This is a genomic window from Chitinophaga sp. 05T412, assembly GCF_056396465.1.
The window spans coordinates 1-13,429 of sequence record NZ_JBFTLN010000006.1; the positions used below are offsets into that span (position 1 = coordinate 1).

Consider the following 13,429-nt stretch of genomic DNA (forward strand, 5'->3'; position numbering starts at 1 on the left):
GTATCAAAAAAATGTATCAAAAAAATGGACCATGCCCATTAGAAACTGGGGCATGATCCTAAATCAGTTTTTAACTATTTTTGATAAAAGAGTGAGAATCTAACTTTTAATTTGATCCCCCGATTTTTAAGTTTACACACTTAGTGAAATAGTCCCTAAAAATTACTTATACGCTCTGGTCATTCGCTTTAATAGCTTTATGCTTTCAGCTTTACGCTTTCTGCTCTAACTTATATTTTCTCTATTTCTGCTTTTACGAAATCAGCCAGTTCCTTTACGTATGCAGGGGAGAAGTCAAACTTAATACCCGCTGCTTTATACAATTCAGGCAGCGTTTTGGTATTACCTAAACTCAATGCCTGCACGTAATTATTCAGGGCCTGTGTTTTATTCTCCTTGTATTGCTTCCACATCGCAATAGCACCAAGTTGTGCAATACCGTATTCAATATAGTAGAACGGTACTTCAAACAGGTGCAATTGCTTCTGCCAGGTGATAGCACGATAATCTTCATTACCGCTCCAGTCAACTATTGCAGGGGAGAACTCATTCAGAATCTCCAGCCATTTAGCAGTACGCTCTTCGGTAGTATGTTGCGGATGTTCGTATATCCAATGCTGGAATTTATCAATGGTAGCAATCCATGGGAAGATAGTGATAGCGCGTTCCAGCTGTTGCAGACGTGCACGGCGTAGTTGGGTAGCGTCATCGAAGAAAATGTTCCAGTGATCCATGGTAAACAGTTCCATGCTCATGCTGGCCACTTCTGCGATTTCCATGGGATACTCTTTGAATGCGCTGAGCGACAAATGATGGCTCAGGAAAGAGTGTACAGCATGGCCACCTTCGTGTACCATAGTAGTAAGGTCTTTCATCTGGCCGGCGGCATTCATGAAAATGAATGGCACGCCTGTTTCTGCCAAAGGACAGTTGTAACCACCGGGTGCTTTGCCCTTGCGGCTTTCGAGATCCAGGCGACCCATTTGTTTCATGACGCGGAGGCAGTTTCCAAAGAAAGGACCCAGTTCATCAAAAGTGGCAATGGCCTTATTTACCAGCTCATCACCAGTTTGGAAGGGTTCCAATGGTTTCACGCCAACCGGCTCTGCATCTGTATCCCAGGGCTTCAGGGTATCGAGTTGCAATTTTTCCTTTTGCTTTTCCAGGATTTGCTGCACCAACGGTACAATATGCGCTTTAATAGCAGCGTGGAACTGAAATGCATCTTCTTTGGTATAGTCGAAGCGACCCAGTTCTTCAAATTTGTAATCGCGGTAATTAGCGAATCCTGCATTTTTAGCTACCTGATCACGTTTCACCACCAGTCCGGTATACAACTCATCTAAAGCTTTCCTGTCTTCCAAACGACGTGCAGCCGTTTTCGTGAATACTTCTTCTCTCAGGGAGCGGTCGCTGTTTTCCAGGAATTTTGCCGCCTGTTGCAGGGTATATTCCTGGTCTTTTACGATAATGCTCATTTTACCGGATATAACACCGTACTGTTGCGCCATCACGCTCAGTTCTGCCTGCAGGGGAATATTTTCTTCTCTGAACAGTTTTACCTGTTTTTCCACATTGCGGAGGTAGGTTTTATAGAGGTCCTGATCCAGTTCTTTGCGGAAAGGGCTGTCGAGGAGTTTTTTATTGAGTGCATCTGCGTAGGGTTGCAGCTTAGGCTGAATTTCCATGCAGAAGTAAGTGAATGCTTCTTCCAGTTCTTTGTTGTTGGTATCGCAGGTCATACGAATCTGGCGCCAGCAGGCATCTTCGCTGATGACTGCTTCCAGTTCGCTCATATCTTCCAACCATTTCTCCAGGTCGGCAACGTTGTTGATGGGTCTTTGCTGCAGGGCTTCGAAGTAGGGCTGTAGCGTATCCCAGGTAGTTACCGTGAATGTTTCGGGGAGAAATTGACGGGGGAGTTTTTTTATATCTGCACTTAAATTATCCATGCTATCAAATATTTTAAAATTTTTCGAATGTAGAAATTTAGGAATTTTTGTGCGAATGCAGGGCGAATCGGCTTAAAAGAATCGTTAAAAAACGGGAATGCTAAAACGATTCAGGCTTCTATTCACAGAAATATGATTCTGTAAATAGAAGCCTGACCTATAATATTATTGTTGGAAACGATCTGTTATCCATCAATAACTGATTCTTACTATTCTTCTGTTTTCTTCTTGCGTGGCTTTGCAACTTTTTTAGGTTCTTCACCTTCTGCTGCCGGCGCGTCATCTTTCTTTGCTTTGGCTTTTTTAGGCGCTTTTTCTTCGGCCCCTTCTTCGCCTTCTACAGCCTTTTTAGCACGTGGCTTTTTAGGCTTTTCTTCTGTGGCTACTTCTGCAGCTTCAGCGGCAGGAGCGGCTTTTGTCTTTTTCTCTGGAGCAGCGGTTTCTTCTACTGCCACTTCTTCTACTTCACCTTCACCATTGGCCAGGATCTCGTCAAATTTCAACAGATCGTTTGATTTGAGGATGCCGAACCATTTTACCATCTTCTTCATATCACTCACATACACTCTGTCTTCATCAAATTCAGGGAATACGTTTTTGAAATAAGCTTTGATAGCATTGTTATCTGCTTTACCTGCTACAAGCGGGAATGCCGCTGCTTTTTCATCCATGGCTTTAAATACTTCAGCCAGGTTTACGTTTTCGCCGGTAGTGAATACTTCAATACTTTCCAGTGGAGTAAAATTATGCACGCGGGAAGATACAAACCTTGTACTTTTATCTTCCAGTGACCTTACGATGGCGCCATCTTGTTTGCTGGCTACTAACTGAAACAAACCGCCCAATCCGGTTACTGCAACAATTTCTCTGTACTGCATGTTCAAATTTTTAGGAAGCGCAAATATAAATAATTATAATAGATTGACCGCTGGTATTTTTAACGGCTAAAAAGCCTGCAACGGGGGAGTCGGTCAGGTCAACTTTCGTGCCATGACCACTGTGCGTTTCCAGTGTTTGACCTCTCCTTTGAGATTAAATATCTCTATAAAAAATATATAAATCCCTGACGGTAAAACTACTGCATTTTCGCCAATTCCATTCCACTGCAAATATCCGTTGTTTCCCAATAATAAATTACGCGCCAGCAAGCGCACGGGCCTCCCTCGTATATCAAAGATGGTAATATTTCCAAGATAGCCGGGGCCAGGTAGCTGCCAGGAAATTTTCACCATATCATCTATTCCGTCGTTGTCTGGCGTAAACGCGGACGGATCGATTACAATATTGAGGGAATCCGCTGCTTCCACCCGGCGCTGGGAATTAAGTGCGCCAGGGGTAGCATAACCCGCAGTTGCCGCGGCAGAATGCCAGTTGTTACCCTGGCTGGCGGGAACATCATACTGCAAACGCTCCAGGGAAATGCCTTGTAAGGAACTGGCGAGGGGAAAGTGTTGGCTATCCTGGTAAGGCAATTCATCTATAATGGTACTATCTGCCCTTAACAGCAAAATATCTCCGGCAGCCATAGGCATAGTGGGTAAACTACTCACTTCCTGTATATTTTCAGGGGCCTTACAAAGGTAATGGCGACATAACAATGCCGCATCCGTAGTGATAGCCAGCCATTGTCCCGGCATTAATAGCCGGCCTGCTGTACTTAAAGGCTTTAAGGACGCAGGCTTTCCGTCCTTTCGTACCCCGAAATATAATTGCTTCAGCGCAACGGCTTTCTGGCTGCGGTTGTAGATTTCTATAAACTCCGGTACACCGGGAGGTGGATAAAAAAGAACTTCATTGATCACTACATCCTGCGCCAGTGGCAGTTGCGGCGTGCCAATGGTAACACTGGTATGGATATTACTCTCTTCCTGGTAACAGCCGGTAACGCCTGTTGTATTTAGCAAATAGTTTTGTTCCGCCTGTATTGGTGCAGAGAGCCGCAATGTTACGCTGGTGAACAGCGGAGGTAGCACCTCGCAGCCGGTTATTTTTATGCCCCCACTCAGTTGATAATGCGCAGGATCTGCTACTACGGCGCTATCCAGCGTTTTACTGTATTGCAATAGCAGCTGCAGGCTATCTGTTATAGCAGCAAAGAGCAAGTCCGGCCGGGTATCATCTACGGTGGTAGCGGCTACCGCATTGGCTTTGCCGGGAGTGCCTCCGGCAACCGCCGTGCTGGCCCGCCAGTTCATTTTTCCGCTGCAGGGCAGCGCAGTATTAATCATTTCCAGGCTGATGCCTCCCTTTGGTTTAACAGGTCCATACCAGCCCTGGTGATAGCTTACCGCATGTATAACGCTCCTGGAGGGATTATACAGCACTATCAGCGCTGTATCGTCCGCTATAGCAGGAAAACGCTCCAATCCCCGCACATTGGCCAAATGATAACTATCCACTGCGATGGACGGGCATAACAACAACAAGCTATCTGCGGGGAGCAGATATTCCGGCAGTACTACTTCGCGCTTATTCACCGCCAGGCGCCAGTTTTTCAGTTGTACCGGCTGCTGGCTCACATTTCGGAGCTCTATAAATTCATAAGGCGGTAAACCGGCAACAGGAATGGCTTTGGGCATTATTTCGTGTATGACTACGTCATAACGGTGAGCCGTTTGGGTAAAACCGGCGAAGGCCTGCAACAGTATGCAGCCACAAACAATGGGCATTCTCATATTTGGGGTTTTATGGGCCTCAAACTTACTATTCAAAATATTACACCTTGTTAATGCGATGTAAACAGTAAAAAAAAATCTTAATGCTATGAAAACCGCTTGCTATATATTAATTTTGGGCTTCCAAAATTTAAAATGTAAAAACAAATGAAAGTTGCCGTAGTAGGAGCGACCGGATTGGTAGGCTCAAAAATGTTACAAGTGTTAACGGAAAGAAATTTTCCCGTTACTGAATTGATTCCAGTGGCTTCTGAGAAGTCCGTAGGTAAGGAAGTAACATTTAAGGGCAAGACCTGGAAGGTGGTAAATGCTGAAACGGCTATTTCCATGCAGCCTAATGTGGCTATCTTTTCTGCCGGCGGTAGTACCTCCCTGGAATGGGCGCCTAAATTTGCGGCAGCTGGTATTACCGTAATCGACAACTCCAGCGCATGGAGAATGGACCCGACCAAAAAGTTGGTAGTACCGGAAGTAAATGGTGATGCTATTACCCAGGAAGATAAAATCATTGCCAATCCTAACTGTTCAACGATACAGATGGTGCTGGTGCTGAAACCATTGCACGAGAAATACAAAATTAAAAGGGTAGTGGTGTCCACTTATCAGTCCGTAACGGGTACTGGTGTAAAAGCGGTAACACAGTTAATGAATGAAAGACAAGGCATTACCGGTGAAATGGCCTATGCTTATCCGATAGATCTGAATGTTATTCCGCAGATAGACGTGTTTCTCGACAACGGCTATACGAAAGAAGAGATGAAGATGGTGAATGAAACGAAGAAAATTATGGGAGATGACAGCATCCTGGTAACGGCTACGACTGTACGTATTCCGGTAATGGGTGGTCATAGTGAATCCGTGAATATTGAGTTTGAAAATGAATACGAAGTAGCAGATATACGTGCTTTACTGGCGCAAACACCGGGCGTGATTGTAGTAGATGATCCGTCTAAAGCACTGTATCCAATGCCTAAAGACGCGCACGATAAAGATGAAGTGTTTGTGGGCCGTATCCGCAGGGATGAAACACAGCCTAAAACAGTGAATATGTGGATTGTAGCGGACAATCTCCGTAAAGGTGCAGCAACTAACGCAGTACAGATTGCAGAATACCTCAGTGGTAAGCACTGGCTGTAATCATACTGTTGTGCTATGTAATTAAGGGGCTAAATTACCCTTAAATGCATCTCTCGCAGATGACTATACGAAAACAGATCTATAACTCATTAAGAGCAAGCGCTTTACCGCTTGCTCTTTTTTATGCGATTCATAAAACGATAACACAAAAAGCTTAAAAATTACACGGAAGTAGTATTGATTTGTGCGGGATAAAATCCAATTTTGGAAACAATAATCCTATGCCAACTAAAACTCTTTGAAAAAGAAGAGTAGTCCAATTTTAGAGATGCCGGTATTTTTCGTTATTTTCTAATCAGAAAACACCCTTAAGTCCTATGAAAACCAACACCAATCGCGAACTTTTGTTAATGCACAAGTTCACCGAAGAGTGGAGCACCAATTTCTCTTCACAGGTATCACGGATCATGAACATCGTTGATCAGCAGGATACTTTGGACGGAATTATACCTATTATTGAGGTGGCGAATGTTTATAATCAACGTTTTGCCCACGCGCGTACGGACAAAGAAAATCTTTTAAAACATCGTAAAGCTCGTCCGTTCGAATTCCTGATTCACAAAAATTAATCCTGGATGAAACCAGGAAGTGGTTTATTGGTTTATGGAAGATGTATTAACTTTTATAAACTAATAAACCACTTTTATGTTAATCCATTGCCCGGTTGAGAAACCGGATTAATGGTTGCATGATGTTAAATGTTTTCAGTATTTCTCTCACAAGGGAAGGCTGCGTACAGGATTCATCTGTAACAGGGCGTGACACCAATACGCTTTTAAGCTTCAGGTAGGCAATAGCAGGATTATCCGGTTGATATCCCTGCGGAGCTGTTTTCAATGCATCTCCATCTACCTTTCCGAAGTGTTTGATAAATTCCTTATTGGAAATGATTTGCTCAAACTCGTGGAAGTTATAATCTATTTCCTGTCTGATTTTTTTTAGATCTGGTGCAGCTGGCATCCAGATACCACCACCGACAAAACTGTTTCCTCCCGGTTCCAGTTGAAAATAATACCCCGCCAAAGTTGATTTCTTCCCGCCTGGCTGAAAGGCAGCACCCAGATTAGTTTTATAAGGCGTTTTATCTTTTGAAAACCGAACATCCTTATAAATACGATACACACAATCTTTCACCTGTAATCCCTGCACTGTCGCATCCTGTTTAGCCAACCCATCTATGAGTTGTTGTACCATGCTTTCAAAATCATCTTTTGCTGCTAAATATTCGGTTCGGTGTTCGTCAAACCAAACTTTATTGTTATTCAGTTTGAGCGATTTTAAAAATTTTAACGTGGATGGTTGCAACATCATTATTTTATTTTAATCTCAAGATAATACAAAAGCACAGAAAGCTAAAAGGCTAAGTGCTAAAGCACCTGTAAACAAAGCATAAAGCTATCGAAGCGATTGACAGTAGTGAGTATTAATTTTACTCATCTAATTTCCATCATTCGCTTCGATAGCTTTATGCTTTTGCCTTCCGCTTTCCGCTTTCGCTAAAAGTGGTACGTGGCGGCTAACAATACATTGGAAGTCATATCATAGGGCTTCCCGTCAGACTTGCTGAATATATCAGCAGATGCTTTATCTAATCTGAATTCCGGCATAATAGTAAGGTTTCCTACCTTATAATTCAACGTAACTGTACCGGCCACTACATTTCCACCACCAGGTACAGCACTAAACACTTTCAGCCCATCTTTATCACTGAAGTATTCACCGCGCACAGTGAGTCCTACTTTATCCGTGAAGTCAAGATTTACATAGAGCGCATTTCCCCACCACTTTGCATTTTCACGGATATTTTTCGGAGTACGTGTATTTGAATAAGTACTGTAAGTAGCGTTATAGCCCAGGCCAATTACTTTATTAATCTGGTAAGTAGCTACCAGGTCTACCTGGTGATTCTGCACGCCGGAGGTATCTTTTCCTTCGAGGTAATTCAGGTACAATTTAATAGGCGTTTCAGCGGGAGCAAAGCCCAGTTGTGCCCCAATATATTTATGACTGTTTTGGGATACTGATTTCAGATCAGTAGGATTGAATACTCCCACCATGGCACTTAAGGAAGATGTGATGGCAATGTCTGCTTTAACACCCGTATTAAAGAAAGGACCGTAGCTGAACATATAGCTCATGCTATAATTTCTGTTAGCGTAAGCATCTACCAACTCATATCCTATGTGGGTGGCAAAACTACCCAGACTCACTTTTATTTTATCCGTTAGCTGATAGGCCACATACAATTGCTTGATGGCCATGGATAACCCATTTGATGAGCCAGGCGTATCATTATATGAAAATTCTCCTGCTCTTCTACCAAATCCCAGATCTGCCACAATGCTTCCTTTCTTAAATCCATGCTCTACCTTCAGCGATACCATTCCTAACTCGAAAGAATTATGTGAATTGGTAAAGCTGGTTTTATTATCTGTATTGTTGCCGTTTAAATTATACTTGTAATATACATCAGCAGATCCGGATAGCTTGAACGCTGGAGCCACAGTGGTATCCGTTGTAGATTGAGACATGGCAACGAGACTGCTGCCCATGACAAATAAGGTCGTTAACATTTTCTTCATACTTGTGAGTTTGGTTGATAAAATGTATGTACTAATCGGCCTTGTCTTGCTCGTGGATTGTTTCGGGGAGGGTGTACGCGTGCTTTCTGATGATGCTACAATCAGAATAGAAGGAATGGATAACCGGTAGCCAATGATTGGATGCGAGTTTCACTTTTTACAGCGACTTATCTACCAATTATCCATTCCAGGTTCTTACAACATAAAGTATATGTTTAATAAAGTTGATAAAGATCGAATTCAGGGAGTGTGAACTCCTGCCTGATCACTATTGTTTTTCAAGAGTGTATCAGTTCATCTTCTTCTTTCAGTGAGCCATTATCAGAAACGCTGATCAGAGAAGGGTGATAGTGTTCGTTGTGTTGAGTAAGATCCAGTCCCAGTTCTTCTTCTTCTTCCGATACGCGGAGCGGGTGAATAAAGTTGATGAGCTTAAAGATACCATAGGAGACAGTAAAGCTGTAACCCACTACCAGCAGCAAACCGAGCACCTGATTTTTGAACAGCTCAAAGTTGCCATAGAACCAGCCGTTGTTACCAGCATCATTCACTGCTTTAGTAGCGAAAACACCAGTGAGCAACATACCTACCATACCACCTAAGCCATGGCAAGGGAATACATCCAGCGTATCATCAATGCTTGTTTTTGATTTCCAGTGAACTGCTACGTTAGAAATAATAGCAGCAATGAATCCGATAAATATACTTTGTGGGATAGCAACGAAACCTGCAGCAGGTGTAATAGCCACCAGTCCAACTACTGCACCGATGCAGAAACCAAGTGCTGATGGTTTTCTACCGCGGATTACATCAAAAAACACCCATGATAAACCAGCAGCAGCAGTAGCAGTATTAGTAGTAGCAAAAGCTGATGCCGCCAGTGCGTTAGCAGATAATGCAGATCCTGCGTTAAATCCGAACCAGCCAAACCAGAGCAAACCGGTACCCAGTAACACAAACGGAATGTTTGCTGGTTGCAGTTCTTTCTTCTCAATATGATCTTTTCTTCTTTTCAATACCAGCGCTCCGGCCAGTGCCGCACAACCAGCAGTAATGTGTACTACCGTACCACCAGCAAAATCCAGTACACCTAATTTAAACAGGATACCATCCGGATGCCAGGTCCAATGTGCAATAGGGGCGTATACTAATAAGCTGAACAGCACCATGAACAGTACATAAGAAGTAAAGCGAATTCTTTCCGCTACCGCACCTACTACCAGCGCCGGTGTAATGATGGCAAACTTCATCTGGAAAAGTGCAAACAGCAGCAGTGGAATAGAGGGAGCAAGGCTCCATGGTCCGCTTGAACTCACGTTCTGGAACATGAAGAATGTGCGGGGATCACCTATAATACCTCCGTGAGACTTACCAAACGCCAGACTAAAACCAACTACCAGCCAAACTACACTTATCAGGCCTGTTGCTATGAAGCTTTGCATCATGGTAGAAATAACATTCTTCTTATTTACCATGCCTCCATAAAAGAAGGACAAACCGGGGGTCATCAAAAATACCAGGGAAGACGCTACCAGGATCCAGGCAATATCAGCGGAATTATATTTACTGGTATCTGCAAAATTCGGTAGGGTAGGGATAAAAATTCCAACAATTGCAACAATCGCAAGAAAAATGAAGGGCAGGTAGTCCTGTAGTGATATTTTCTTCATAGCGTTTGATTTTTAAATTTCTTAAATAAAAGTAGGTGTGAAATTTAAAACATCAAATAGAAGGCGCTAAAAATAGAAATATTTGAATGAACGGTACGATATTTAGGATTAAGTCAATTATATTATAATTAATAATAATATTAATTATATTTTTTTTGGAATATCGTCTTCTCTCAAAGGAATAAAATAGACATAAGTATTTGGTTATTAATTAATTATACAAACATTACGGAAAGGTTAACAATTTTCAAATTTATCAGGTGCATGTGCCACAGTGTAGTGAAGAATAGTTGCCCAAACACCTGATAAAGAATTAAATATAAATTAAATAATAATTATTATAATATGGAAAAGAGGATAATTATATTATAATTAATTCTATATAATATTATAATCAGACAAAGCCATTTATTGTTTCATTTCTAACAATTCCCGCTCCATCGCAAACATCTGATCCCTTAAACGAGCCGCTTCCATAAAATCAAGATCGCGGGCCGCCTTTTCCATATCCTTCTTCACCTTCGCAATAGATTTCTCCATCTGTGGGATCGTCTTTACCGCTGCAGCAGAAGATTTCGCATACTCCATCGCATCTTCCGCCACCAGCTGTACCTCATCATGTACTGCCATCGGAGAATTTTCATCGAAGTGCTTAATTTCCAATACAGACGTTTGTCCCAGAATCTGCTCCTTGGTTTTGCGAACCGTTCTGGGGGTTATATTATGCGCCAGGTTAAAAGCCACCTGCTTTTCCCGACGGCGATCTGTTTCATCTATGGTGCGCTGCATGCTCTCCGTAATGGTATCTGCATAGAAAATTACCAATCCATCCACATTACGAGCCGCACGACCCGCCGTTTGCGTCAATGAACGTTCATCGCGCAGGAAGCCTTCTTTATCGGCATCCAGAATGGCCACCAATGATACTTCCGGTAAGTCCAACCCCTCTCTCAGCAGGTTTACCCCTACTAATACATCTATATTACCCAACCGCAGGTCACGCAGGATTTCGATACGCTCCAGCGTATCTACCTCCGAGTGGATATAGCGCGACTTAATATTAATGCGTCCCAGGTATTTGTCCATTTCCTCGGCCATACGCTTGGTGAGCGTAGTCACCAGCACACGATCTCCTTTTTGAACCCGTTTATCTATTTCCTCCAACAGGTCATCTACCTGGTTTATGCTGGGTCTTACTTCAATAGGTGGCTCCAGCAGACCAGTAGGACGCACCACCTGCTCTACCACCACCCCTTCAGTTTTCTTCAACTCATAATCACCGGGGGTAGCGCTCACGAAAATGGCCTGGTTCACCAGGTTCTCAAACTCATAAAAATTGAGTGGACGGTTATCCATTGCTGATGGTAAACGGAAGCCAAATTCCACCAGGTTCAGTTTACGGGAACGATCACCGCCATACATAGCGCCGATTTGCGGAATCGTTACGTGACTTTCATCYATTACCAGCAGAAAGTCGTCCGGAAAATAATCCAACAGGCAGAATGGCCTTGCACCAGGTTTACGGCGGTCCAGGAACCGGGAATAGTTCTCAATACCGCTACAGTAGCCTAGTTCACGGATCATCTCCACATCATAATTTACCCGTTCGGATAAACGTTGGGCTTCTATCAGTTTACCGTTGGCTTTAAAATACTCTACCTGTGCATTCAGCTCATCCTGTATTTCAAAGATGATTTGTTGCATCATCTCTTTAGGAGCCAGGTACATATTAGCCGGGAAAATGGCGGCATTTTCCACAACGGCAATACGCTTGCTGTTTTGTACATCAATGGTTTCTATCTCTTCTATCTCATCTCCAAAAAAAGTAATCCGGTAGCCATAATCTACATAAGACAGGTTAATATCTACCGTATCTCCTTTTACCCGGAAGTTGCCTCTATTGAAATCGGCTGTGGTACGGCTATACAGGGAATTTACCAGTCCGTGCAACAACGTATTACGGCTCAGGGTTTGTCCTTTCTGGATGCGGATAATCCCATTTTCATAATCTGTAGGGTTACCGATACCATAGATACAGGACACGCTGGCTACCACAATGATATCGCGACGGCCAGAAAGCAGGTTAGCGGTGGTTTTCAACCGGAGTTTATCCAACTCCTCGTTGATGGCCAGATCTTTTTCTATATAAGTATCACTCACCGGCATATAAGCTTCCGGCTGGTAATAGTCGTAGTAGGATACATAATATTCCACCGCATTATCCGGGAAAAACTGTCTGAATTCGCCGTACAGCTGTGCTACCAGCGTTTTGTTATGTGTCAAAACGAGGGTAGGGCGTTGTACCTCTTGTATTACATTGGCTACGGTGTAGGTTTTTCCAGAACCGGTTACCCCCAGCAGGGTCTGAAATGCTTCTCCTTCGTTGAGGCCCTGGGTTAATTGTTTAATAGCTTCCGGCTGATCTCCAGCAGGAGAATATGGTGCATGGATACTAAAAGGCATATTGAAATGATATTTGAGCAGTATCTGTAAAAATACTAAAGAATAAGGAAGTTAAAGTGTTAAAAAAGAAGCTTTAATTTTGCGGCTTAGACTAAGGACAGACTTATGAGAAAAAAAATTTTAATGGGCCTGATAGCGGCCTTCCTGCTTCCGCTTGCCACCTTTGCCTGGGGCCCTAATGGTCACCGTATTACCGCTGAAATTGCCTGGCTTCATCTGACGCCCAAAGCGCGTAAAGCGGTGATGCAGATCCTGGGACCACAAAGCATGGCCATGATTGCCAACTGGCCTGACTTTATTAAGTCGGATACCACCCACCAATATGACCATACCAACTCATGGCACTACCTTGATTTCCCTGCAGGCGTTGAGCGCGAGCAGTTCAATCAATTACTGGCAGCGGCTACCGGCGAAAACCTGTATGCCGAAACCCAGGCCATGATTAAAGACCTGAAAAACCGTACACTGACTAAGGAAAAGCATTTATTTGCCCTCACTTTCCTGGTACATATGATGGGAGATATGCATCAGCCCCTGCATGTGGGCCGTGATGAAGACATGGGCGGCAACAAAATCAACGTAATGTGGTTCGATAAAGCCTCTAACCTTCACCGGGTATGGGATGAACAACTGATCGATTTCCAGCAGCTGAGCTATACCGAATATACCAAAGCCCTGAATATTGCTTCTGCTAGCGAAATTAAGCGCTTACAGCAGGGTTCTATCGCCGACTGGATGTTTGAGTCGCATTTGCTGGCGGACAGGGTTTATGGCTATACTAAACCTGATTCTAAACTCAGCTATCGCTACAACTATGTTTTTGTAGCTGATTTGAACCAACAATTATTGAAAGGAGGGCTGAGACTGGCCGCTGTTCTGAACAGTATTTATCAGTAATCATCTTCATAAGATAAAAAACAAAAGAGACGAACATCATATGTGTTCCTCTC

Annotated in this window: 10 protein-coding genes; 3 read left to right on the plus strand and 7 right to left on the minus strand. The window is 43.3% G+C overall.

The features are described from left to right. Positions 1-230 precede the first annotated feature (230 nt). The 3 genes from AC1DFM_RS14510 to AC1DFM_RS14520 form a co-directional block, all read right to left on the minus strand. Positions 231-1,952: a M3 family oligoendopeptidase gene (locus AC1DFM_RS14510; RefSeq protein ID WP_477077452.1), complete on the minus strand. Its 1,722-nt coding sequence runs from the start codon at positions 1,950-1,952 to the stop codon at positions 231-233. A 209-nt stretch (positions 1,953-2,161) separates the two neighbouring features. Next, positions 2,162-2,830: a DUF5606 family protein gene (locus AC1DFM_RS14515; RefSeq protein ID WP_477077453.1), complete on the minus strand. Its 669-nt coding sequence runs from the start codon at positions 2,828-2,830 to the stop codon at positions 2,162-2,164. Between the two features lie 93 nt (positions 2,831-2,923). Continuing rightward, positions 2,924-4,627 (minus strand): lamin tail domain-containing protein, encoded by a 1,704-nt coding sequence (locus AC1DFM_RS14520; RefSeq protein ID WP_477077454.1) that lies wholly within the window; start codon positions 4,625-4,627, stop codon positions 2,924-2,926. A 147-nt stretch (positions 4,628-4,774) separates the two neighbouring features. Between AC1DFM_RS14520 and AC1DFM_RS14525 the strand changes: the two genes are divergently transcribed. After that, positions 4,775-5,764 carry an aspartate-semialdehyde dehydrogenase gene (locus AC1DFM_RS14525; RefSeq protein ID WP_477077455.1) on the plus strand — a complete coding sequence of 330 codons (990 nt, stop codon included), beginning with the start codon at positions 4,775-4,777 and terminating at the stop codon, positions 5,762-5,764. 317 nt (positions 5,765-6,081) lie between these two features. After that, positions 6,082-6,333 (plus strand): hypothetical protein, encoded by a 252-nt coding sequence (locus tag AC1DFM_RS14530; RefSeq protein WP_477077456.1) that lies wholly within the window; start codon positions 6,082-6,084, stop codon positions 6,331-6,333. A gap of 79 nt (positions 6,334-6,412) precedes the next feature. Here the strand turns inward: AC1DFM_RS14530 and AC1DFM_RS14535 are convergent, their stop codons facing one another. The 4 genes from AC1DFM_RS14535 to uvrB all read right to left on the minus strand — a co-directional run bounded on the left by AC1DFM_RS14535 (position 6,413) and on the right by uvrB (position 12,479). Beyond that, a complete protein-coding gene (locus AC1DFM_RS14535) occupies positions 6,413-7,075 on the minus strand; it encodes a DUF2461 domain-containing protein (protein ID WP_477077457.1) in 663 nt (220 codons plus the stop codon). Positions 7,076-7,260: 185 nt separating this feature from the next. After that, on the minus strand, positions 7,261-8,346 hold the full coding sequence (locus AC1DFM_RS14540; RefSeq protein WP_477077458.1) for a porin: 1,086 nt from the start codon (positions 8,344-8,346) through the stop codon (positions 7,261-7,263). Between the two features lie 278 nt (positions 8,347-8,624). Further along, positions 8,625-10,016 (minus strand): ammonium transporter, encoded by a 1,392-nt coding sequence (locus AC1DFM_RS14545; RefSeq protein WP_477077459.1) that lies wholly within the window; start codon positions 10,014-10,016, stop codon positions 8,625-8,627. A 408-nt stretch (positions 10,017-10,424) separates the two neighbouring features. Then, a complete protein-coding gene (gene uvrB / locus AC1DFM_RS14550) occupies positions 10,425-12,479 on the minus strand; it encodes an excinuclease ABC subunit UvrB (RefSeq protein WP_477077460.1) in 2,055 nt (684 codons plus the stop codon). Between the two features lie 105 nt (positions 12,480-12,584). Here uvrB and AC1DFM_RS14555 point away from each other — a divergent pair, with 105 nt between their 5' ends. Next, positions 12,585-13,376 (plus strand): S1/P1 nuclease, encoded by a 792-nt coding sequence (locus tag AC1DFM_RS14555; protein WP_477077461.1) that lies wholly within the window; start codon positions 12,585-12,587, stop codon positions 13,374-13,376. Positions 13,377-13,429 lie beyond the last annotated feature (53 nt).

What these genes read in the sequence shown, in the direction of transcription:
- AC1DFM_RS14535 (WP_477077457.1), bottom strand. Translation starts at nt 7,075, where the DNA reads ATGATGTTGCAACCATCCACGTTAAAATTTTTAAAATCGCTCAAACTG.
- AC1DFM_RS14520 (WP_477077454.1), bottom strand. Translation starts at nt 4,627, where the DNA reads ATGAGAATGCCCATTGTTTGTGGCTGCATACTGTTGCAGGCCTTCGCC.
- AC1DFM_RS14530 (WP_477077456.1), top strand. Translation starts at nt 6,082, where the DNA reads ATGAAAACCAACACCAATCGCGAACTTTTGTTAATGCACAAGTTCACC.
- AC1DFM_RS14515 (WP_477077453.1), bottom strand. Translation starts at nt 2,830, where the DNA reads ATGCAGTACAGAGAAATTGTTGCAGTAACCGGATTGGGCGGTTTGTTT.
- AC1DFM_RS14545 (WP_477077459.1), bottom strand. Translation starts at nt 10,016, where the DNA reads ATGAAGAAAATATCACTACAGGACTACCTGCCCTTCATTTTTCTTGCG.
- AC1DFM_RS14555 (WP_477077461.1), top strand. Translation starts at nt 12,585, where the DNA reads ATGAGAAAAAAAATTTTAATGGGCCTGATAGCGGCCTTCCTGCTTCCG.
- AC1DFM_RS14525 (WP_477077455.1), top strand. Translation starts at nt 4,775, where the DNA reads ATGAAAGTTGCCGTAGTAGGAGCGACCGGATTGGTAGGCTCAAAAATG.
- AC1DFM_RS14510 (WP_477077452.1), bottom strand. Translation starts at nt 1,952, where the DNA reads ATGGATAATTTAAGTGCAGATATAAAAAAACTCCCCCGTCAATTTCTC.
- AC1DFM_RS14540 (WP_477077458.1), bottom strand. Translation starts at nt 8,346, where the DNA reads ATGAAGAAAATGTTAACGACCTTATTTGTCATGGGCAGCAGTCTCGTT.